Below are 22,687 nucleotides of genomic sequence, written 5' to 3'. Positions count from 1 at the left end.
CACCGCGGCAAGCGTTGCGATCTGAGCCTCTTTCAGTTGGGGTTGCGCTTGCTGGAGCACCTTTTGAACGAAGGCAAAGAGATTCCCGTTGCCTTCCAGATGGTAGAGTAGCTTTGCGTAAAAAAGTGTACGGTAGTGAAGAATGCAAAAGGGATTCGTATCTCCACGGCGCCTCATTCGGTTTAGATCGTGTATACTTGCGCGAAATCCCGCATACCCCGCCTGTGCGTAAGCCGTCTGAAGGAGGTGATGCCCGCACGACTCCTGCTGCATTTCTCACAATGGTTGACTATGGTCGGCGATGACGAGGCAGCCGCTTCCCTTGCATCTGCGCCTTTGTAGCAGCCTTTCTGAGAAACGCTTTGGGATCGGCTGACCAATCCCCACCCCCTGACGAACTTTTGTAGCCTGACGTTCCGAATCATAGCACCAGGATGAGATCATGCACCATTCCAGGCCTTTCTCTTTTGTGACGCTCCTCTTTCTGCTCGTGCTCGCTGCGGGCTGGCTGCTCGCCACACCCGCAAGCCAGGCGGCGACGTTTACTATTCCGTGCGGCGACGTTGCAGCGCTTATCACCGCCATTAACACTGCAAACAGCAATAATCAGCCCGACACTATCAACCTCGCAACCGGCTGCACCTATACCCTGACCGCAGTGCACAACACAACTGACGGTCCGAATGGGTTGCCGACGGTTGTTTTCGATAGCAGTTCAGTCAACAGCCTGACCATCAACGGCAATGGCGCAACCATCGAACGCGCGGATGGAAGTCCGCGGTTTCGTTTTCTGTACTTCAGGGCGATCTCGCCAAACATCGTTGAGGCGACAATCAACGACCTGACCTTCCGCAACGGCGATGCAGAAGATGAAGAGGGAGGCGCGATCCTGGCACGCCGCGCCCGACTGACGCTCAATCGCGTCGTCTTTGAGAACAACCGTGCAACATATGATGGCGGCGCCATCGCAGCGCGCGACGCTGAATTGTCACTCAACCGCACCGTGTTTGAGAACAACAGCGCTGGCAGCGACGGCGGCGCGATGTTCACGCTCAACTTCAATGGCACAATCACCGACAGTCTATTCCGCAACAACCAATCCGACAGCAGCGGCGGCGCGATCGCGTTCCGGGTCGACGGCGGCGGACAGGCGACGATCAGCAGCACAACGTTCAGCGGCAACCAGGCGACTAGCGACGGCGGCGCCATTGCTGCGTTCCACGAGATGACCGTCAGGAATAGCACGTTCAGCGGCAATCGGGCAAGCGGCAATGGCGGCGCGATACTGTCGGACAGCGACGCTCTCGCTCTGATCGAGTACACCACCGTTACCGGCGCGCAAACCGGCGGCGACGGCGCCCTGAACGGCAGCATCACCCTGCGCAGCGCTTTGGTTGCTGGCAATGCCGACACTTCAACAGGAACAGGCAACTATCTCGATATTGCCGGCTTTATCGCCAGTGACGGCTACAACCTGATCGGAAATGTCGGCGATTATGATTTCTCCGCGAATACCACCGGCGATCAGTATGGCGATCCCAATGGAACGACCACCCAGAACAGCGGTGCGGTCGAGTCGACAACGCCGATCAACCCGTTGCTTGGTCCGCTCGCCAATAACGGCGGTCCCACACCGACGCACGCGCTGCTCGCAGGTTCGCCTGCACTCGACCAGGTGAGCGTCAATGGCTGCGGCAGCAGCCCCTTTGACGTCGACCAGCGCGGCATCGCTCGACCGCAGGGCAGCGCCTGCGACATCGGCGCCTTTGAGGCTGAACCTCTGCCCGAAATCGCGGTGTACGACGGTCCCGACACAAGCAGCCCGGATCTGACGAATAATCAGGTGACGGCGGTCTCGTTCGGCTCAACCACTCTCGGCACACCGGTCAGTCGCGTGTTTGCCATTCATAACCTGGGAACGGCGCCGCTAACGCTCAGCGCCTTGACCATCCCATCCGGTTTTGCAGTCGTCGGCGCATTCCCTGCCGGACCGGTCGCCCCTGGCGCCACCGTCACGTTTACTGTGCAACTGACGGCGGCAACGGCAGGCACGTTCAGCGGCGCTCTCTCCTTTGTCAATGGCGACGCCGACGAAAATCCGTTCACTTTCCCGATCAGCGGCGTGGTTACTGCCGCAACCCCATCGCTGCATCCGGCATATCTGCCGCTGATTGTGCGTCCTGGGCAGCCCGACCTGATCATTGCCGGCATCGATATTATTCCCGACCAGACGAGTTTCACCGCCGGGCAGCCAGTTGAGATTCGGGTGACGGTCAGGAACATCGGCACTGCGCCAGCCGGACCGTTCTGGATCGATCTCTACTTTAATCCGGATCGTCCGCCGCAGATCAACGATCTCTGGCATGATCGATGTACGCTGCGCCCCTGTTTTGGCGTCGTCTGGGGTGTAACCCGGACGCTGCAACCGGGGGAGGAGATCACGCTGAGCACTGCCAGCGGATACGACCCGCTCAGAACCTATTGGACGGGATGGCTGGCAAGCGGCACGACGACGATCTATGCCCTGGCGGATAGCTGGAATACGGTTGGTGCGAGCGGCGCCGTGCTTGAATCGGACGAAACGAACAACCGCGGCGTGCGCGACGGTCTGACGGTCAGCGGCGCGAACCCGCTGGCCCCGCCGTGGACGCCGCCTGCCATGCTGGCGGGCGCGGCGCAAACGTCTCTCCTCCCTGAGCGACCGGCGTATCCGCGTCCCTGAGCGATGCCAGAGATTGGCGTTAAGGCGCTCCTGATGAGCGTCTATGGGCATAGAGACGTCTCTGGGATGAACGCCCTGGAAAAGGTTGAAGATGGAAGGCGAAAAGAGTGTAGGGGGAACCACAACACCCCCTAACTCTTAACCCTCACAGTCAGAGCAGGTGAAACCACCATGAACGCCAGAAAACTCATTGCAGCCGCGCTGATGCTCGCGGGAGCGTGGTTGCTGCTATGGAGCATTGGATTGTTCTCCGCTTCGCCGCGCCTGGCGCAGGCGCAAGACCTGCCGCCCCGTCCAACGCTGACGCCGGTCGTCACGTCCGTTGTCACCTCGGAGGAACCGCGTCGCGAGCCGCGCCTGGGGCGGATTGTCGGAACGGTCATTGATCTGACGACCGGCGGCCCCGCTGCCGAGATGACCGTGCGCATCAACGATCAGGCATTGACGACGGACGCGAACGGCAATTATGGACGCGAGAACCTGACGCCGGGAACGTATGTTGTGGAACTGATCGTTCCGCCTGAGCGCGGGACGCCTGCCCAGAGCGCAATCACGATCACGCTGCCAGAGGGAGAGACTGCGCGGCAGGACCTGGCATTCCGCAGCCCGTCCGCAGCGCCTGCGCAGGGACTTGCCGAACATGCCGCGCCCGAGACGCCGCCAGCGGCGCTGCCGGTTACCGGAGCAGCCCACGACATGACATGGATGACATGGATGGCGGCGCTGGGGGTGATGCTGCTGGCAGGCGGCGGATTTCTGATGCGGCGCGCAACGCGATAGAATCGCCGTCCCGATAACCACGCCATTGGAAGCATCCGATGCGCCCGCCGGATTGCCGCCGACGGGGGGCGGATGCGGGGGGTTGGCAGGGGCAGGTCTGAGACCTGCCCCTATTGCGTCGCATTCTTAATCATCAATCCTGTTTGATATTTTTTGCAACCTCTGCTATACTCCTGACAGACGACACCTGAACCATAAGATCGGCAATGACTCTCATCCATCAACAGACCATAACAACTCAGCCGATGCCGGAGGCGCTGCGTCTGCTCGGCGACGAGACGCGCTGGCGGTTGATCGGCGAACTGCGCTGGAGCGACCGGCAGGTCGGCGAACTCTGCGAGCGCCTCGATCTGCCGCAAAACCTGGTATCGTATCATCTCGGCGTTCTGCGCCAGGCCGGGCTTGTGCGCACGCACCGGAGCGACGCCGATGGCAGAGTGTTCTACTATGGGCTGGACCTTGCGGCGCTTCAGCGGCATCTCCAATCGATCGGCGGCGCGCTGGCGCTGCCGATGCGTTCAGCGCCACCGTCATCCGTCACGGGTCCGGTGCTGTTTATCTGTACCCGCAACAGTGCGCGTTCACAGATCGCCGAAGCCTGGCTACGCCATTTGAGCGGCGGACGGATCATCACACGCAGCGCAGGTACGGCGCCGGCTGGCGTGCAATCGCTGGCGGTTCAGGTGATGGCGGAAGCAGGCATCGACATCGGCTATCAGCGCGCCAAGAGCATTGCCGATGTTGCCGATCCGGCCCCTGCTGTGGTGGTGACGGTCTGCGATCTGGCGCGTGAGAAGTGCATAGCGACACTGGATGCGCCGCTATGCCTGCATTGGAGCATCCCCGATCCGGTCGCCGTCGCCGGTGATGAGTCGGAACGACTGACTGCGTTCCGCGCGGTGCGCGATGAACTGCGGGTGCGAGTTGAAGGGTTGCTCGGTTTGCTGCCGCTGGTCTCTATCAATTCAAACTGATAGGAAGTAAGGAGAGGGTCATGGACGCCACCCTGCACGATATGGTCGATTTCTTCCGTTTGCTCGCCGACCCGACGCGCTACGCCGTTCTGATGCGGCTGGCGCGGAGCGACGAGCGCCCAACCGAACTGAGTAACGCCATCAAACAGCCTCCCGAGACGGTAGCCGCTGCACTTGCCGATCTGGAGTCCGCCGGGCTGGTCACGGCGCGCCTGAGCGACGTCGGCGGCGAACGGTATTATCATCTCGATCTGGAGCAGTTGCAGCAGCGGTATGCAACGGCTGGCCGGATGATCCATCCTGCGCTTGCGCCAACGCCCGCCGAAGCGGAAGAGGAAACCGCACCGCGTGCGAAACCGCGCGTCCTGTTCCTCTGTACCCACAACAGCGCGCGTTCGCAGATGGCGGAAGGATTGCTGCGTGCATTCAGCCACGGTGCGATTGAAGTACTCAGCGCCGGAAGCCAGCCCGGCAAGGTGCATCCGATGGCTATTGAGACGATGGCGTCGATACATATCGATATCAGTGGGCAACAATCGAAGCATTACGATATATTTCTTGGTCAACCCTTCGATTACGTCATTACTGTGTGTGATCGCGCCCGTGAGGTGTGTCCGGTGTTTCCCGGCTTGAAAGAAGCCATTCACTGGAGTATTCCCGATCCGGCGGCAATTGAAGATGAGGCTGAGCAACGGCGCGCATTCCATCAGGTGGCAACCCAACTGTCCAATCGCATTCGATATTTGCATATCCTGCTCGAACGAGAACAGTGTTAACCGGAAAGAAACAGGAAAACGAAGTATGACTGTACGAATCGGTATCAACGGCTTTGGTCGGATAGGTCGCCTTGCACTGCGCGCGATGTGGGGCTGGACCGACATCACCATTGTCCATATCAACGAGATCGGCGGCCCGGTCGAAACGGCCGCCCACTTGCTCGAGTTCGACTCGGTCCATGGGCGCTGGCAGCGCGACATTCAGACCGAACATGGTCAGTTGGTCGTCGAAGGCGTTCCAATTGGCTACACCAGTGTCAGAGAACCAGGCGCCGTTCCCTGGCGCGCCGCCGGCGTCGATATCGTTCTCGAAGCCACCGGGAAATTCCGCACCCGTGAGACCTTGCAGGCATACTTCGACGCAGGCGTGCGCAAAGTCATCGTCGCGGCGCCGGTCAAAGACGGTGCGCTCAATATCGTTATGGGCGTGAATGACCACTGGTACAATCCCGCCGAACATCATATCCTGACCGCCGCTTCCTGCACCACCAACTGTCTGGCGCCGGTCGTCAAGGTTATTCACGAAGGGATTGGGATCGTCCACGGGATGATCACGACCATTCACGACATGACCAACACCCAGAGCATCCTCGACACACCGCATAAGGACCTGCGCCGGGCGCGCGCGTCCAGTCTGTCGCTCATTCCGACGACGACCGGCTCGGCAACCGCCATCGGGCTGATCTTCCCCGAATTACAGGGGAAACTCGATGGTATCGCCGTGCGGGTGCCGTTGTTGAATGCGTCGCTTACCGACTGCGTCTTCGAGGTGCAACGCCCGACGACCATCGCCGAGGTGAATGCGCTGCTGCGCGCCGCTGCCGAAGGTCCGCTGGCGGGCATCCTGGGGTACGAACATCGCCCGCTTGTCTCGGTCGATTTCAAGGACGACCCGCGCTCGGCGATCATCGACGGACCTTCGACGATGGTCACCAACGGGACGCAGGTGAAGATTTTCGCCTGGTACGACAACGAGTGGGGTTACGCGAACCGTTACGTCGAGCTGGCGCGGAAAGTGGCGCTGTCGTTAGATTAGAGGCGAGGAAGGAACCATGGCAACCGCAGATATTGCAGCGTCACGCACAGCGTCGAACGATTTGCGCAACTACATTCTGGTGACTGGCGCCTATTGGGCGGATACGATCACCGATGGCGCGATCCGCATGCTGGTGCTGTTCTATTTCTATCAGCTCGGCTATTCGCCCTTCCAGGTGGCGATGCTGTTCCTGTTCTACGAAATCTTTGGCATCGTCACCAACCTGTTCGGCGGCTACCTGGCGGCGCGCATGGGGCTGAAGAGCACCCTCTTCTCCGGTCTCGGCGTGCAGTTTGTGGCGCTGAGCATGCTGGCGCTCCCCGACTCCGCCTGGCTGACGGTGCCCTACGTTATGGTTGCACAGGCGCTCTCCGGCATCGCCAAAGACCTGACGAAGATGAGCAGCAAGAGTGCGGTCAAATTGATCGTCGCCGAGGATGCGCAATCGACGCTCTTCAAATGGGTGGCGATCCTGACCGGCTCAAAGAATGCGCTGAAAGGCGTCGGTTTCTTCGTCGGCGGATTGCTGCTCTACCTGGTCGGGTTTCGCACTGCGATCTTCATTCTGGCGGGGCTGGTCATCACGGCGCTGGTCGTCACTGCAATCCTGATGCGCGGCGATCTTGGCAAGGCGAACAAGAAGGCGAAGTTCCGCCAGATGTTTTCGCACAATCGCGCTGTCAATTTTCTGGCAGCAGCGCGCATCTTTCTGTTCGCTTCCCGTGATGTCTGGTTCGTCGTCGGTCTGCCGGTTTTCCTCTACACGGCGCTGGGATGGAACTTCTGGCAGGTCGGCGGATTCCTTGCGATCTGGGTCATCGGCTACGGGTTTGTGCAGGCATCGGCGCCAGAGGTCATCAAACGCCGGATGAAGGTCGATGAATCCGGTATTGCGCACGGCAGCGTCCCGGATGGACAAACGGCGATGTGGCTGGCGTTCGTGCTGGCGGCGTTCCCGGCCGGCATCGCGGTGGCGCTCTCCAGCGGCGTCGATCCGACGCTGGTCGTCGTTGGCGGACTGATTGCGTTTGGCATCATCTTCGCCATGAACTCGTCGGTGCACTCCTATCTCATTCTTGCCTACACCGAGAGCGACAAGGCTGCGATGGGAGTCGGGTTCTACTACATGGCGAACGCGATGGGGCGTCTGGCGGGAACGGTGCTTTCCGGCGCGGTCTATCAAATCTGGGGGCTGGTCGGGTGTCTCTGGTTCGCGGTCGCCTTCGTGCTTACCGCCGGAATCATCTCGGTGGCGCTGCCGCGCCGCGAGGCGGGCGCGCCGGTGGTGGCGGCATTCGGCGACGGCGGGGAGTAGCCAAGTGTTCCACAGCACCATTCATCGTTGTGCGAGCAACGTGGGCTTCGACAGGCTCAGCCAACGTTGCTCGCGCGACCACATGCCACGTGCTGTACGCGGCGCGCGCTTCGGTTGGCTTCGACAGGCTCAGCTAACCGAAGCGCGCCGGGCAATGGACGGGCAAGCGTGGTGAACAGGAGTTGCAGAGGCGTCACTCTGGCTTTCGAGCCGTGATTGCGCTGCTTGTAAAACATTCCGCCAGACCATTCACCACGTCTGCCGGGAGCGTGGCCAGATCCGCAGACGCCTCCGAAGGTACGTCGTCGATCGCGTAGCGGTGCTGTACGGTCACGGCAATATCGACAAATCCGGCATCGCTGAGCAGGGTGCGATACTCCTCCATCGTCAATGCGCCGGCGATGCACCCCGTCCAGCTCAGCGCAGCGCGGATCTGCTCCTCGGTGACGGGGAATACGCTTAGATCACCGTCGATCACAATATCGGAAACCGCCAGCCGTCCGCCCGGTTTGAGCACACGGAACGCCTCGTTCAGAGCAAGCGCTTTGTCCGGCGTGAGATTGATCACACAGTTGGAGATAATGACATCAACCGTGTTCGAGGGAAGTGGAATATGCTCGATATCGCCTTTGAGGAACGCGACATTGGTCACGCCTGCCTTTTCCGCATTGCGACGAGCCACTGCCAGCATCTCGTCAGTCATATCGAGACCATAGACATATCCTGTCGCGCCGACACGCTGCGCTGCCAGCAACACGTCTAGCCCTCCGCCAGATCCCAGGTCGAGCACGACTTCGCCGGTTCCCAACGATGCCAGCGCCACCGGGTTGCCACAGCCGAACGAGGTCGTGACCACCCCTTTCGGCAAAGTCGAAATCGTCCCGGCGCCGTAGAGCGCGACTTCCGTCGGTGTATTGTTATCACGACATCCAGACGAGGAACCGCAGCACGAGCCGGATTGAATGCGCTGAGCATAGTGATCGCGCACCTGGTCTTTGATCGTTTCCGATGATGAGGAACGTTGAGTCATCGAGGCTATCTCCTTTACGGTAAATGAAGCAGCAACAGCCGGTTATCGGGCTTGAACCGCGTGATGTTCATCGCACGTCTTCCCTCCAATTCGTCCGGTCGTCGGGCGAGGACCAAAGGCATCCTACTGCACCAGGCGCTCATCACTGCCATTATATTGACAATCATCGATATGATGGCTAAAAAAATTATGCGTCTACCAACGCCAGTGCGCGTGTGATACGGGCGCGTAACGCTTCCAGCGCCTCGCGGCGAATGAAGTAGTACATCCAGGGACCGTGGCGCTCGGCATCGACCAGACCGGCTTCGCGCAACAGGCGCAGGTGGTGTGAAACCGTCGGTTGCTTGACCGGCACCGCCGCTTCGAGATCGCACACACACACCTTCCCCGCGTACCGCGCCAGCACGTCCAGGATGAGCAAGCGCACGGGATGCCCCAGTAGCTGTAGGTCGTCACTGACCTGTTGCGCTTCCGCCAGGCTCAACGAAGGAGCAGCGCTATCAGTGCAACAGCGAGTTCCGCGTACTCGTTCAATCGGATCATGAAGCGTCATATCGTTTTCCTCGGCAAGAGTGTAGCATACATATTGAAGACTGTCAATATGTTGTCGGGATGTAATTGTTCACGGTTGGGGACAGCGATGCCGCCAGGCGCCCAAAGCGGGGGTTTGGGGGTAGGCCCCGAAAAGGAGAAGCGGCGGCAGAATGGCCTCAGCAAGCGCCAACGCACGACGCCCCGCCGCCCCGAGACACTGCACATCACCCCTGCGCTCCCAGGGAGAGCATGAACAGCTACGTTGGGGGCAGGATCTGCGGAGGTGCGGGTCTGAGACCCGCACCCTACGTCTCTGCAAAGGCGAGAGGCAAACGTTGACTACAGGAACTCCCGCATCGCCTGCGCGAAGCGCTCACGCGATGGACGCAACTGCTCTTCCGGCAGATATGCGAGCGGCGTGTCGGTCAGGTGCATCACCTCGTGCAACGTCTGCCGTCCGGTATTGATATAGAGCAGACCGGTAATAAATTCGTGGTTCTGGCGCGCCCGTTCCAGGAGTTCTATCGCCTGCCATCGGTTTGTCGGGTCGTAATCGCGCCCCAATTTGCGCAATTTGATCAGCGGGCCGTCGTGCAACTGAACGTATCGCTCGCCGCCTTCTTCATACTCGACGTGAACTTCCTCGAAGCGTGGAATGAACTGAATATCCTGCAAGCGCTCTTCATGCGCTTTGCCGTAATCGTAGCTCTTCGTCGAGTCGTGATGGTTGTTGAACGTCACACACGGGCTGATGATATCGATCACTGCCGTGCCGTGGAACGACATCGCCGCCTTCAGCAGCTCGCGCACCTGTTTGGCGTCGCCGGCGAAGGAGCGCGCCACGAAGCCGCACTCGGCTGCTAGCGCCTCGATGCAGATATCGATCGGCGGCAGGACGTTCGTGCCGGCATACTTCAGCGTCTGCCCGACATCGGCGGTTGCCGAGAACTGCCCTTTCGTCAGACCATAGACGCCATTATTCTCAACGATGTAGACTACCGGCACATTGCGGCGGATCATATGCTTGAACTGCCCCAACCCGATACTGCCGGTGTCGCCGTCGCCACTGATGCCAATCGCCAGCAGCGTGCGATTCGCCAGCACTGCGCCGGTCGTTACCGAGGGCATACGTCCGTGCAACGTGTTGAAGCCGTGCGAGCGGCTCATGAAGTAGGCTGGCGTCTTGGACGAACAGCCAATCCCGCTCATCTTGATGACCTGATGCGGCGCAAGTGACAACTCAAACGCTGCTGCAATAATCTGGCTCGTAATCGAGTTGTGTCCGCATCCCTGGCAAAGCGTCGTCTCTCTGCCACGGTAGTCCTGGCTTGTCAGCCCGATTCTATTGACATTCGGTTTGCCGTTGGTTTTGGTTTCGACCGTCATGGAGTCTTCTCCTGTGTGCTATTGTGGCAACCGTTCCGGTTTTGAACCCGGCGGCGCGACGCCTTCCGGCGCTGCTCCGCTCCGAGCGCCCGCCAGGGGCGCCCCTGCGACGCGCCTCCGGTGCGCATTCTGTGGGGTCGTCATGCAACGCTATGCTCTGCACGCATAATCGACTCGACCACGAATTGGGCGCTCATTGGCAGACCATTGCAGATGTGCACCGAACGAATACGCGCCGCAGCCTCCGGCGCATGCAATTGCACCAGTTGCGCCATCTGCCCATCCTGATTCAGCTCAACGATGTAGACGCGCTCGTACTTCGCCAGAAAATCGGTGAGCGTCGACTCCAGCGGCAGCGCACGAATGCGCAGGTAGCTTGCCATGATCCCATGCGCACGCAACCCGTCGCATGCCTCGCGCACTGCGGAGTCGGTCGATCCATAAGCGATAATCCCAATCGTTGCGTCTTCGGCCTCCTGCACAACCGGCTTTGGCACGATGGAGCGCGCCGTATGATGTTTGCGCGTCAGACGATCCAGGTTCTTTTGCCAGTCTTCGGGCCGTTCGCTATAAAGGGCAAACTCATTATGCCCGGTGCCACGCGCCAGGTATGCCGCGCGCGGGTTAGGATTGCCCGGCAGCGTGCGGTACGGAATCCCATCGCCATCAATATCTTTGTAGCGTCCCCAATCCTTGAATTGCTCCAACTCATCGGCGCTCAACACCTTACCGCGGTCAAGCGGCCTGTCGGGATAGGAGAACGGCTCGGACATCCAGTTGTTCATCCCCAGGTCGAGATCGCTCAACACGAGCACCGGAGTCTGTAATCGCTCGGCAAGGTCGAACGCCAGGTAGCCGAACTCGAAGCACTCGGTCATGTTGCCGGGGAACAGAATGACGTGATGGGTGTCGCCGTGCCCCATGTAGTAGGCGGACAGCACATCGCCCTGCGAGGTGCGCGTCGGCAGACCGGTGCTCGGTCCCACGCGCTGCACATCCCAGATGACGCAGGGAACCTCGGCGAAGTATGCCAGGCTCACGAACTCGTTCATGAGCGAAAGACCAGGACCGGAGGTGGCGGTCATAGCGCGTGCGCCAGCCCATCCTGCACCGACGATCACGCCGGCGGCGGCGATTTCGTCCTCGGTTTGAACAATGGCATACGTCGTTGTGTTCGTCTCCGAGTCGGCGCGCAGGATTGGCGCCAGTTCCGTCATCGCATCGACCAGGCTGGTCGAGGGGGTGATCGGATACCAGGCGCAGACGGTCATCCCGCCCATCAATGCGCCGAAGGCTGCGGCAGTATTCCCATCGACCAGAATCAGACCCTGCGTTTTGTCCAGCGGCGCCACGCGGAACGGATCGGTCTTCGGCAGGTTGGCGCGCACCCATTCGGCAGCCGCAGCGACGACGCCATAGTTCAGGCTGACCGATTTGGCTTTGCCTTTGAAATGGCGTTCGAGCGCCGCTTTGATCTCGTTCATGTCGATGCCGAGCAGTTCCGCCAGAGCGCCGACATAGACCATGTTGGCGATGTAATCGCGCAGTTTCGCATCGACGCCGGATTGTTTGACCAGGTCGCGCACCGGTATCGCATAAAAGTGGACATCTGAACGCGGATTGGTGAACTTGATGTCGTTCGGATGAACGCAGACGCCGCCGGGCACAAGTGATGCCAGGTCTTCATCGGCGGTGCGCTGATTGAAGGCGACCAGAATCTCGGTCGTCTCGCAGCGCGCCGTGTAGCCGTCCTTGCTGACGCGAATGGTGAACCAGGTCGGCAGCCCCTGAATGTTCGACGGGAAGAGGTTCTTGCCGCTGACCGGCACACCCATCTTGAAAATGGCGCGCATCAAAACGTTGTTCGCCGTCTGGCTGCCAGAACCGTTGACCGTCGCAGCGACAATCGAAAAGTCGTTCACAATTGGTTCGGCTGCTGGATGCTCAAGCGGACGTGGCTGGGTTTCAGTGTCAGGCATCTGTATCATAGACGTTCTCCAGGTGATGAAAGCAGGCGGAGCGCCCGCCTCGAACAGATACAAGAGGGTGATGAAGATCGCCACTTCACCGGCGGTCTTCGATCACCCCCAAACTACAGGCCGTCATGGCCGGATGTATGATGGCGTTCCATGCGTTACGAGACCATTTCCATGACGCGGAGATGCACACATACCGGCTGCTGTTCAATATCGATGATATTATACTCCTTTTTTGTTGCAAAGTGCACAAAGAACGCGGGAGATTCAAGGCGCTGGCGGAAACTGTGCAGCGCCATTGATCACGCCGCCTTCGACAAAAGGGATGCCAGTGTCGGTCAATACATTGCCGTACATATCGGTGACGCGGAAGGTGTAAGGTCCTGGTCCCATGCCGCTGCTCGCCACGAAGTAGTTGTACATCGTTCGTGGCACATTCTGCCACTGGCCATCAGAGCGCAGATACTCGAATCGAGCGATGGGATTGCGATGATTGCGAACCTGCACTGCCGTCCACCACTGGTTGCTGCCCTCTTTGAAGCGGTACGCGATCGGTCCTGTGAGATTGGGGCTGACGATGCGCCAGCGGATGGGGACGCGCCCGGCGGCAAGATCGGCGATGCGAGCAAACGCCTGCGGACTCATATCGACATCGCCGCGCGCGCACTCCGGGCAGCGGTCAACAATGCGCACGATAACGCTGCCCTTCGGTCCGATAACCTCGATGAAGGCCCCGCACAGGGCAGCGTTATCGTAGTCAGCGTGGTTCATCGCCGCCACCATCAGATCATGCGGCGATGGGTCGAACATGCAGTTGCCTGTGCCATCGGCGGCGTAGTACGTTCCTTCGCCGCTGCGATAGAGCGCATCACGGAGAACGAGCGGCAGGTAGACGGTATGGGTGTCGTTCTGCGCTCTGGCGGACGGGATGATGCCGGCGATAAGGAGAAAAGCGCCGGCAAAGGCAAGGATGCGAAGCGGCATGGGCGTCTCCTGAGGTGATGGATTGCACAAAGGCATGAAGGCACAGAGACCTGCATAGCATGCTCAACTGCCCCTGACCATGAACTCACCACGTCGGCAGGGGCAGATCCCCAGCGCCCATTGGTGACGGTCACGTTTACTGGCGCGCCAGCAGCGCTGACATCGCCAGACTCGCTGGCAACGCTCTTCCAACCCGGACATCCTATGTGACCGTCACCTTCATACTGGCGTCACACCGTACAACTCGCCGTATTTTCGCCAGAGGTACGCCAGGTACGGCTGCACGTCGAGCGATCTGCCGGTTGCGCGGCGCAGAATATCGTCGGCATCGAGGGCGCGTCCGTGGCGGTAGACCCGCTCGCGCGTCCATTCGCGCAGCGTGTCGAACCTGCCGCTGCCAATCTGCTGCGGGATGTCGGGATGGTCGCGCAGGGCGGCATCGAACAGTTGCACGCCCATAATATTCCCCAGCGTATATCCCTGGAACGAACCGCCGATGAGTCCGCCGTACCAGTGGACATCCTGCAACACGCCGTCGCGGTAGTCCGGCGGGGCAACGCCGATGTCGCTGCGGTAGCGTTCGTGCCAGGCTTCGGGCAGATCACGCACGGCGAGCGTTCCTTCGAGCAGCGCCAGTTCCAGGTCGAAGCGCAAAATGACGTGCAGGTTGTAGGTCACTTCGTCCGCCTCGGTGCGAATGAGAGAGCGCTGCACCTTGTTGATTGCGCGGTGAAAGGTTTCGAGCGGCACGTTTCCTAATTGCTCAGGGAAAGTCGCCTGCAAACGCGGATAGAAATGTTCCCAGAAGGGGCGGCTGCGCCCGACGATATTCTCCCACAAACGCGACTGGCTCTCGTGCATGCCAGCGGACGTGCCAGAGGCGAGCGGCGTCCCCTCGAACTCCTGAGCAATGCCCTGCTCGTACATTGCGTGCCCGGATTCATGAATGGTGCTGAAGAGCGCTGAACCGAGGTCGTACTCGTCGAAGCGCGTGGTGATGCGCACATCGTTCAGCGAGAACTTCGTCATAAAGGGATGCAGCGTCTTATCCTGCCGTCCGCGGGTGAAGTCATATCCCAGCGCCGTGATAACCTCAACGCCAAACGCCCACTGCTGCGCTTCAGGAAAGAATTGATGCAGACACGAGTCATCCACCGGCGGCTGACCGGTGATCTGTTCGACCAGCGGGATGAGTCCCTGGCGAAGTTCCGCAAAGATCTGTTTAATCGTCGCGGCGCGCATGCCGTAATCCGCCATGTCGATCAGCGGATCGGCAATGTGCTCGTAGCCGGGAAAAAACTCCGCAAAACGGCGGCTGAGGTCGAGGGTGCGTTCCAGGAAGGGAAGTACGGCGACGACATCGTTCGCCGGACGCGCGCGCGTCCAGACATCGTAACTGGCGGCGGTGTGCGCATAGAGTTCAGCAGTGAACGCGGCGGGAATGCGCGTCGCGCGCTCATAGTCGCGCCGCGCCACCCGGATGAGCGCAGCATCGGGCGCGTCAGGCGGGAGCGACTCTTCATAGGAACGCAGCGCATCGAGCAGGCGCCCGATCACCGGGTCGATCTGTTTCTCGTGAATGATGCGCCCCAGCGTTGCCAGTTGGCGACCGCGCGCTGCCGCACCGCCGGGGGGCATATAGGTTGTCTGATCCCAGTTCAGCAGCGCCGCTGCCATCTCTAGATCGTAGATCTCGTGGAGCCGCGCCTTGAGTTCGGTCAGTTCAGGTGGTATGGGCATGGTAAAGTGTCCCGTTGTGCGTCAGCGAATGAACGAATGCGTCAACAAATGCGTCAGCGAATAAGCGAATGCGGTAACGAATAAGCGAATGGCATCGGTGAGGGCGCGATGCTTCTCTCTGCGCCCTCTGCGTCTCTGTGGCTCTACCTGCGAATAAACGTATTGCGTCAGCGCGTGAATGCAAGGAGGGGCGCAGACCACGTTGAACGTTCAACCTTCAACGTTCAACATTTCGCCTCTCGCCTCTCGCCTCTTGCCTCTCGCCTCTCGCCTCTCGCCTCTCGCCTCTCGCCTCTCGCCTCTCGCCTCTCGCCTCTTGCCTCTCGCCTCTCGCCTCTCGCCTCTTGCCTCTCGCCTCTCGCCTCTTGCCTCTCGCCTCACAATTTCTCAGCCACTGTCTTGGCTTGCAGAAAGAGGAGCAGGTAATCGCGTCCGCCCGCTTTCGAGTCGGTACCCGACATGTTGAAGCCGCCGAACGGATGCGCGCCGACCATAGCGCCGGTGATCTTACGGTTGAAGTAGAGGTTGCCGACATGAAACTCATCGCGGGCGCGCTCCAGCCGTTCGCGCAGACGCGAGTAGACCCCGCCGGTCAGACCGTACTCGGTGTTGTTGGCAATCGCCAGTGCCTCGTCGAAGTCGCGCGCTTTGATGAATGCCAGCACCGGACCGAAGATCTCTTCCTGAGAAATGCGCGCATTCGGGTCAACATCGGCGATGATCGCCGGCGGCACGAAGAATCCGTCGTCCGGCGCCTCGCCGCTGAACGCCAGCCGTCCCCCTTCACGCTGCCCTTCTTCGATGTACCAGCGGATCTTCTCGCGTGAACGTTCGTCGATCACTGCGCCCATGAACGTCCCGCGCTGCGCCGGATCGCCGACCGTCAACCCGCCGGTCAGTTCCACCACCTGGTCGAGCAATTCGTCGTAGACCGGCGCAACCGCAACGACCCGCGAGCAGGCGGAGCACTTCTGCCCCTGGAACCCGAAGGCGGAGGCGACGATCCCGGACGCGGCGGATTCGAGGTCCGCCGTTTCGTCCACGATGATAGTATCCTTCCCCCCCATTTCGAGAATCGTGCGTTTGAGCCATTTCTGCCCGGGGTGCACCTTTGCGGCGCGCTCGAAAATGCGAATGCCAACCTCCTTCGAGCCGGTAAAGCCGATGAAGCGCGTCAGCGGGTGATCGACCAGCGCATCGCCGACGCTGCTGCCGGGACCGGGGAGGTAGTTGACGACGCCGGGAGGAAGACCGCACCCCTCCAGGATGTCCATAAACTTCGCCGCAATGATCGGCGAGGTCGAGGCGGGCTTGAGCACAATCGTGTTACCAGCGACGACCGGCGCGGTCACCAACCCGACCATAATGGCGAGCGGGAAGTTCCATGGCGGAATGACAACCCCGGCGCCGAGCGGGATGTAGGTCAGGCGATCGTCTTCGCCGGGGATGGGATAGAGCGGCTGCGGTTCGCTCAGGCGCAACATCTCACGCGCATAGAACTCGCAGAAGTCAATCGCTTCGGCGACATCGGCATCCGCTTCCGCCCAACTCTTGCTGACCTCGTAGATGATCCAGGCATTCAATTCAAAGCGACGCGCGCGCATAGCGGCTGCCGCCTTCAGCAACAGTTCGGCGCGCTGCTCCACCGGGACACGACGCCATTCGGCGAAGCGGCGGTGCGCAGTTTCGATTGCGCGCTGCGCCAGCGTCACATCGGCGCTCGCCGCATACCCGACGACCTCCGACGGACGCGCCGGATTGACCGAGGCGATCGTGGCGCTGGTTGTGATGCGTTCGCCATCGATAACCAGCGGATAGGTGCGCCCAAGTTGCGCCCGAACGTCCGCCAGCGCCTGCTCCATCGCAGCCACATTGGCGGGATCGTTGAAATCGGTGAATGGCTCGTTGCGAAATGGCGGGAGGTTCATACACTTCCTCCTGTGGTGCTCTCTCGATAAAAGGCATTATACACGACTCGCCATCCCGGCGTGATGACCATCACCTCTGCGCCACACGCCACAGGCGGCGCGGACCTCGGCAGGCGCGCTCCTCGCGCGCTGCCAGTGACGGGCATCTGCGCCCTTTGACAATCCGTCGCAACATGCCGTTATTAACGACGTATGTACCGATGTTGAGTGAGTAGTGCGATCTGATACTAACTTGCGGTCAGTCAGACAAAATGTTCCGGGTTCGCAAGGCGTAACGATCCACAACGCGCGTTGGCGGTCGCGGACGCAGACTGCGCATTGGCATCAGCAGCCCCAACGGGGCTTGCACGTGCGGTGAGCGCCGTCGAGCCGCCTGCGGCGAGCAGAGTCGAGCCGCCTGCGGCGAGCAGAGTCGAGCCGCCTGCGGCGAGCAGAGTCGAGCCGCCTGCGGCGAGCAGAGTCGAGCCGCGTCCTCAGCGAGGGCTTTCGCCCGTAGCGCCCTGGCGTCTCGCTGCGCGCCCCGGCAGTATGGCACGAATGACCGCGCATGAGTATCATGAGTATGAGGTGAGGAGGATAACGTGTCACCCATGTCGCGCAGAACAATAGTCATTGGCGCTCTGGCAGCACTCGCGCTGATCGGCGCGCTCGTCCTGAGTTTCACAGTGTTGCGACCGGCGAATGCCGATGACTGGGAGTTCATTGGTCCGAACCAGTTAGAGATCACGTCGCTGGTCTTCGATTCGATAACGCCAACCACGCTGTATGCAGGAACCCTCAGTGGCGTGTACAAAAGTGAAGACGGCGGCACAACCTGGCGGAGGATTCCGTCGGGCCCGCTCGCGGCGACTTCCCTGCTCATTGATCCGCTCACGCCAACGACCTTGTATGCTGCGTATCGAGATATATTCAGGAGCGAAGACGGTGGAGAAACCTGGCGCACCGTCAATAATGGGCTGGACAAAGATGCGTGGGTGTATAGGCTGTCCATTGATCCGGTAAACCCACGGGTCATCTACGCCGGAACCGATAAAGGCGTGTACAAGAGCGAAAACCGCGGCGGCGCCTGGCGTCTGGTCGCACAGACAGAAAGCGTCTTTGCGCTTGCAATCGACCCGGCGTCACCGACGACGCTGTACGCCGGAGGCGAGCGGGGAGTACACAAAAGCGGAGACGGCGGGGAAACCTGGCGCAGGATCGACATTGATTCTGGAAACCGATCCGATGTGAACGCGCTGCTCATCGACCCGGAAAATCCGGCGGTGGTCTTCGCCGGAACCGACGCTGGCGTGTACAAAAGCGAGGACGGCGGGGAAACCTGGCGCGCAATCAACGACGGTCTGCCGGAAACACTCGGAGACAAGCCAGGAACCGGCGTGTACAGATTGTTGCGCGATCCGGCGGGGACGGTGTACGCCAACGTCGAGGACGGCGTATACCGCAGCGCCGATGGCGGCGCGACCTGGCACAGGGTCGAGTTTTCTTTACCTGCGTCAGTCTTCAGCAAAGAGGAGAGGATTCGCCTGCTGGCGGTTGATCCGGTCACGCCGGCGACGCTCTACGCCACAACATCTCCCGTCGCATCAGGTCTGTTCCGCAGCAACGACGGCGGCGCCACATGGCGACCTGCGGGGCTGCACTCCATCATTATCAGTCTGGCGCTGACGCCATCGGCGCTCTACGCCGGAACGTCCAAAGGCGGCGTATACCGCAGCGATGATCGCGGCGTCACCTGGCGCACCATTAACGAGGGGCTGACCCACTTCTACGTCTCAGCGCTGGCAGTGGACCCAACCACGCCGACGACGCTGTACGCCGCCACAGGTGACGGGGTGAACAAAAGCGTCGATGGCGGAGAGACCTGGCGCGCCGTCGGGTTGCGCGGACGCTGGGTGTACACGCTGGCGTTCGACCCGCAGCGCCCGACGACGCTGTACGCAGGCGCCGACGCAGGGGTGTTCGTGAGCGAGGATGGCGGAGAGACCTGGCGCGCCGCCGGGCTGAGCGAACGGCGGGTTCTGGCGCTGGCGTTCGACCCAACTGCGCCGGCAACGCTGTACGCCGGAGCAAAGGGAGGCGTGTACCGCAGCGACGATAACGGCGCTTCCTGGCGCGCCGTCAACGACGGGCTGAGTGAACGCACCGTGTTTACGCTGGCAATCGCCCCCACCACACCTTCAACACTGTATGCAGGAACGGAAGAAGGAGTTTTCCGCAGCAACGACGGCGGCGCCACCTGGAGCGAGGTTGTACGAACCTCCCCCGATTCTGTGTATGTCATACTCATCGACCCGACCGTGCCGACGACCGTGTATGTGGGAACGGACGACGTGCTCAAAAGTGATGATAATGGCGGAACCTGGAGTGAGTACGGCTATTTGTATTCGTCCGCACTGGTCATCGATCCATCACAACCAAAGACAATCTACGCCGGAACGTGGCAAGGCGTGTATCGGCGAGTGATCGACAGCGGGCAGGGGGGGCTGCCGTTTCGGTGAACGGTGCGCCGGGTGACGCCGGGATCGCAATCAGCGGTAACATCACTCGCGCACCGATGTCGAGTGCAACGGCGCCGAGGCGCGCCCGCCCGCCTGCGCGCGAGGTGTTATCTCCCAGAAAAACGAAGTTGGGCGTCTCGTAGGGATCGACCGGTCCGCTGAACGCCGTATAGTCGCGCAGCGGACCGCTCAGCACTGTGGCGCCATTCCGGTCGAGCGTATAGCAATCCTCTCGGATCGTCAGGGCGTAGATAGCGGGTTGGGTGGCGTCGATTGCCGTTCCCTCAGCCTGTGTAAAAAGTGCAGGTTCGGTTCCGCCTTCCTGCGCCCACACCCGATCTTCCCAGAACCCCAGTTCGATGCCGCGCCGGTCGCTCGCCAGCAGAGTGACGCTCCAGCCGGCGCGGTCATCCAGACCGTCGCCGTTATCATCGGACGGCAGGTGACGTTCCTCGGTCAGTTGCAGGTTGAACCGAAGCGTAAAGCCCACATGCCTGTCGAGCGCCGGCGCGCGCGCCGGGTCGATGCTCCATCCTGCAAGTTCAGCGAGATCGGTTGTTGTGGTGATCACTGCGCTGCTCCCGTCGAAGGCTGCACGCGCATCGACCGGCGGCGGCAGTGCGGCGTATCTCAGCCGTCCCTGGCTCTCCGGCAATCCGCCGCGCGCCGGATCGTAAAGCGACACAGATGGTTCAAATCCGACGGTAACAACGGCGGGATACGATGCAGCAACGGCGTCACATATCACCATGGTCAACACGAGTACTGCGCATGCCTGAACGACAGATTGGGGAAACAACACCTGAACTCCCCTCTTGACAGGTTCACGAGGTCGGATATGATAGTTTAGAAATTATAAAATCTCCGCGTTTTCTCTGTTGCGCCATTCCAGAAAAAGCTAACCAGATGCTCCTGTATCGTAGCATACCTGCGAGCAGCGCATTCGGGCATCCTGCCGAATCGCCATCGACAACCACTCCGTGCCTTTGCGTCAAACCTTTTGGTCAAGCAAGGCCACAGCAGGAGGGATGAGGTGTCGTCAACTCGCGCAAACCGCGTCAGTCCGCCGACCGTCGTACAGTACGTGCTCGAAACCGTGCGCGCCGATATTCTGAACGGACGGTACCCGATGAACTCGCGGCTCGATCAGCAGGCCATCGCCGCCGAACTCGGCGTCAGCATCATCCCGGTACGCGAGTGCCTGCGGCAACTCGAAGCCGAGGGACTGGTGCAGATTTCGCCCCGGCGCGGCGTGTTCGTTGTCGAACTGTCAGTCGATGAGTTCCGCGAAATCTACAGCATCCGCGAAGTGCTCGAAGAACTGGCGATTCACAAAGCGTTGCCCCATTTTACTCCAGCGCATCTCGATCATGTCAGCCAGATCAACGAGCGGTTCGTTCAGACGATCAATGACCGGGCATACTCGACGGCGCTCGAGATCAATCAGGAGTTCCATCTGGCGCTCTATGAACCGGCGCAGCAACCATTGTTGCTCGACCTGATTTCGAGCCTGTCAACCCGTTCTATGCGTTACCGTCAGATCTATGTCAACCTGCCGAACCGCGCGCAGCAGGCGATTATCGATCACGAAGCGATCCTTGCCGCCTGTCGCGCCGGAGACGCCGCTGTGGCCGGGCAGGCGGTGCGCAGCCATCTCCGCCGCACGCTGGAAGGCGTCCTCGCCACACTCAGGGTTGTCCCCGAGTCGGATGTCGACTCGGTGCATTGGCCATAGGTCACGTGCAAAGGAGGTCAACGTATGACTGGTCACACGTCCCGCCGTCAGATGTTCTGGACAATGCTGCTCGCGTGGATTGTGGCGCTCACCGCAAGCGCCTGCGGTCAGGCGCCCGCCGCGCCCGCGCCGACGACTGCGCCTGCTGCACCGCAGGGTGCGCCGATCAAGGTCGGGTGCTCGTTGCCGCTGACCGGCGCGTTTGCCGATACCGGCGTCTGGGTCGAGCGCGGCTACAAACAGTGGGCTGAGGATGTCAATGCGGCTGGCGGGTTGCTCGGTCGTCCTGTCGAATTGACCATCTACGACGATGAGAGCAAGACCGAGAACGCGGTCAATCTGCTCACTCGCCTGATCACGGTCGATCAGGTCGATCTGGTGTGCGGCGGCTACCCCGGCACGGCTGCCGCAGCGCAGATGGCAGTCGCCGAGAAGAACCAGAAGGTCTATGTCTCGATGGGCGGGCATATGGCATCATTCTCGCAGGGGTTTACCTACGTCTTTGGCGCGCCGCCATTGATGGGGCAGTGGTGGTACGAAGGGTTGTATGGCTGGCTCGCAACGCTGCCAGAAGCGGATCGCCCGAAGAAAGCCGCGATCTTCACGATTAACAACTCGGTCGGCGCCGCTATTCTGGAGCCAATGCCCGAAAAACTTGGGGCGCTCGGCATCGAGATCGTCGTGAATGAGCGGTACGATGTTCCGCTGACCGACGCTGCGCCGCTGGTGACAAAGGCGAAAGCGGCGGAGGCGGACATCTTCTTCGCCAACGGCTTCTTCCCCGACAGTGTGCAGATCGTCAAAGCAATGCGCGCGCTCGACTACAACCCTAAACTGATCGCGCAGGGGGTTGGGTCGATCATTCCTGCCTGGGTGCAGGAACTGGGGAAGGATGGCTACTACGTCTTCTCCGGCACCGCCGTGCATCCATCGCTGCCGTTTGAAGGCATCTCAAGGCTGAACGAAGTCGCCAAAGCGAAGTATGAAGCGCCGGTCGCGCCGATCTATTTCATCTTCGGCTATGCCTGGATGCAGGCGTTGCAGCGCGGCGTCGAAGGTGCACAAAGCCTGGATCAGAGCGCCATCCGTGACTGGCTGAAGTCAAACCAGATGACCACGGTCGCCGGAACGTTCACCTTTGATGAGCGCGGACTACCGCCGCCCTACAACTACCTGACCCAGGTGATCGATGGGAAGGTTGAGTTGATCTGGCCCCCCGAGGTACGCACGAAGGACCCGATCTATCCCAAACCGGCGTGGGGGCAGTAGACTG

17 protein-coding genes are annotated in these 22,687 nt (G+C 60.8%); 9 read left to right on the top strand and 8 right to left on the bottom strand.

Annotation, left to right across the window (positions count from 1 at the left end; genetic code table 11):
- Positions 1-442: 442 nt before the first annotated feature.
- The 6 genes from AC3EA7_RS05740 to arsJ all read left to right on the top strand — a co-directional run bounded on the left by AC3EA7_RS05740 (position 443) and on the right by arsJ (position 7,603).
- Positions 443-2,722, top strand: a complete 2,280-nt coding sequence (locus AC3EA7_RS05740; protein ID WP_488613078.1) for a choice-of-anchor Q domain-containing protein — start codon at positions 443-445, stop codon at positions 2,720-2,722.
- Positions 2,723-2,893: 171 nt separating this feature from the next.
- Positions 2,894-3,502 (top strand): MSCRAMM family protein, encoded by a 609-nt coding sequence (locus tag AC3EA7_RS05735; RefSeq protein ID WP_488613077.1) that lies wholly within the window; start codon positions 2,894-2,896, stop codon positions 3,500-3,502.
- A 206-nt stretch (positions 3,503-3,708) separates the two neighbouring features.
- Positions 3,709-4,476, top strand: coding sequence for a metalloregulator ArsR/SmtB family transcription factor (locus AC3EA7_RS05730; RefSeq protein WP_488613076.1), 768 nt, complete (start codon positions 3,709-3,711; stop codon positions 4,474-4,476).
- 20 nt (positions 4,477-4,496) lie between these two features.
- On the top strand, positions 4,497-5,252 hold the full coding sequence (locus AC3EA7_RS05725; protein ID WP_488613075.1) for an arsenate reductase/protein-tyrosine-phosphatase family protein: 756 nt from the start codon (positions 4,497-4,499) through the stop codon (positions 5,250-5,252).
- A gap of 25 nt (positions 5,253-5,277) precedes the next feature.
- Positions 5,278-6,288, top strand: coding sequence for an ArsJ-associated glyceraldehyde-3-phosphate dehydrogenase (locus AC3EA7_RS05720; protein ID WP_488613074.1), 1,011 nt, complete (start codon positions 5,278-5,280; stop codon positions 6,286-6,288).
- A gap of 16 nt (positions 6,289-6,304) precedes the next feature.
- Positions 6,305-7,603: an organoarsenical effux MFS transporter ArsJ gene (arsJ, locus tag AC3EA7_RS05715; RefSeq protein ID WP_488613073.1), complete on the top strand. Its 1,299-nt coding sequence runs from the start codon at positions 6,305-6,307 to the stop codon at positions 7,601-7,603.
- Positions 7,604-7,796: 193 nt separating this feature from the next.
- On the opposite strand, the gene arsM is transcribed toward arsJ, so the two are convergent.
- The 7 genes from arsM to pruA all read right to left on the bottom strand — a co-directional run bounded on the left by arsM (position 7,797) and on the right by pruA (position 17,181).
- Positions 7,797-8,633, bottom strand: a complete 837-nt coding sequence (gene arsM / locus AC3EA7_RS05710) for an arsenite methyltransferase (protein WP_488613072.1) — start codon at positions 8,631-8,633, stop codon at positions 7,797-7,799.
- Positions 8,634-8,820: 187 nt separating this feature from the next.
- Positions 8,821-9,186 (bottom strand): ArsR/SmtB family transcription factor, encoded by a 366-nt coding sequence (locus AC3EA7_RS05705; protein WP_488613071.1) that lies wholly within the window; start codon positions 9,184-9,186, stop codon positions 8,821-8,823.
- A 320-nt stretch (positions 9,187-9,506) separates the two neighbouring features.
- Positions 9,507-10,553, bottom strand: coding sequence for a 2-oxoacid:ferredoxin oxidoreductase subunit beta (locus tag AC3EA7_RS05700; protein WP_488613070.1), 1,047 nt, complete (start codon positions 10,551-10,553; stop codon positions 9,507-9,509).
- 140 nt (positions 10,554-10,693) lie between these two features.
- On the bottom strand, positions 10,694-12,541 hold the full coding sequence (locus AC3EA7_RS05695; RefSeq protein ID WP_488613069.1) for a 2-oxoacid:acceptor oxidoreductase subunit alpha: 1,848 nt from the start codon (positions 12,539-12,541) through the stop codon (positions 10,694-10,696).
- Positions 12,542-12,796: 255 nt separating this feature from the next.
- The gene (locus AC3EA7_RS05690) at positions 12,797-13,513 is read right to left on the bottom strand and encodes an expansin EXLX1 family cellulose-binding protein (protein ID WP_488613068.1); all 717 of its coding nucleotides are present in this window, start codon (positions 13,511-13,513) and stop codon (positions 12,797-12,799) included.
- Between the two features lie 219 nt (positions 13,514-13,732).
- The gene (locus AC3EA7_RS05685; protein WP_488613067.1) at positions 13,733-15,253 is read right to left on the bottom strand and encodes a carboxypeptidase M32; all 1,521 of its coding nucleotides are present in this window, start codon (positions 15,251-15,253) and stop codon (positions 13,733-13,735) included.
- A 377-nt stretch (positions 15,254-15,630) separates the two neighbouring features.
- A complete protein-coding gene (pruA, locus tag AC3EA7_RS05680) occupies positions 15,631-17,181 on the bottom strand; it encodes an L-glutamate gamma-semialdehyde dehydrogenase (RefSeq protein WP_488613066.1) in 1,551 nt (516 codons plus the stop codon).
- A 590-nt stretch (positions 17,182-17,771) separates the two neighbouring features.
- On the opposite strand from pruA, the gene AC3EA7_RS05675 reads away from it, so the two are divergent.
- Positions 17,772-19,679 (top strand): WD40/YVTN/BNR-like repeat-containing protein, encoded by a 1,908-nt coding sequence (locus tag AC3EA7_RS05675; protein WP_488613065.1) that lies wholly within the window; start codon positions 17,772-17,774, stop codon positions 19,677-19,679.
- Here the strand turns inward: AC3EA7_RS05675 and AC3EA7_RS05670 are convergent.
- Positions 19,579-20,430: a choice-of-anchor Y domain-containing protein gene (locus AC3EA7_RS05670; RefSeq protein ID WP_488613064.1), complete on the bottom strand. Its 852-nt coding sequence runs from the start codon at positions 20,428-20,430 to the stop codon at positions 19,579-19,581. The genes AC3EA7_RS05675 and AC3EA7_RS05670 overlap by 101 nt on opposite strands.
- Positions 20,431-20,712: 282 nt before the next feature.
- Here AC3EA7_RS05670 and AC3EA7_RS05665 point away from each other — a divergent pair, with 282 nt between their 5' ends.
- Positions 20,713-21,414: a GntR family transcriptional regulator gene (locus AC3EA7_RS05665; RefSeq protein WP_488613063.1), complete on the top strand. Its 702-nt coding sequence runs from the start codon at positions 20,713-20,715 to the stop codon at positions 21,412-21,414.
- 24 nt (positions 21,415-21,438) lie between these two features.
- Positions 21,439-22,683, top strand: a complete 1,245-nt coding sequence (locus AC3EA7_RS05660) for an amino acid ABC transporter substrate-binding protein (protein WP_488613062.1) — start codon at positions 21,439-21,441, stop codon at positions 22,681-22,683.
- The last annotated feature ends 4 nt before the right edge of the window (positions 22,684-22,687 follow it).

This window comes from Roseiflexus sp., from assembly GCF_057785375.1.
This window is presented reverse-complemented; position numbering and strand designations above follow the sequence as displayed.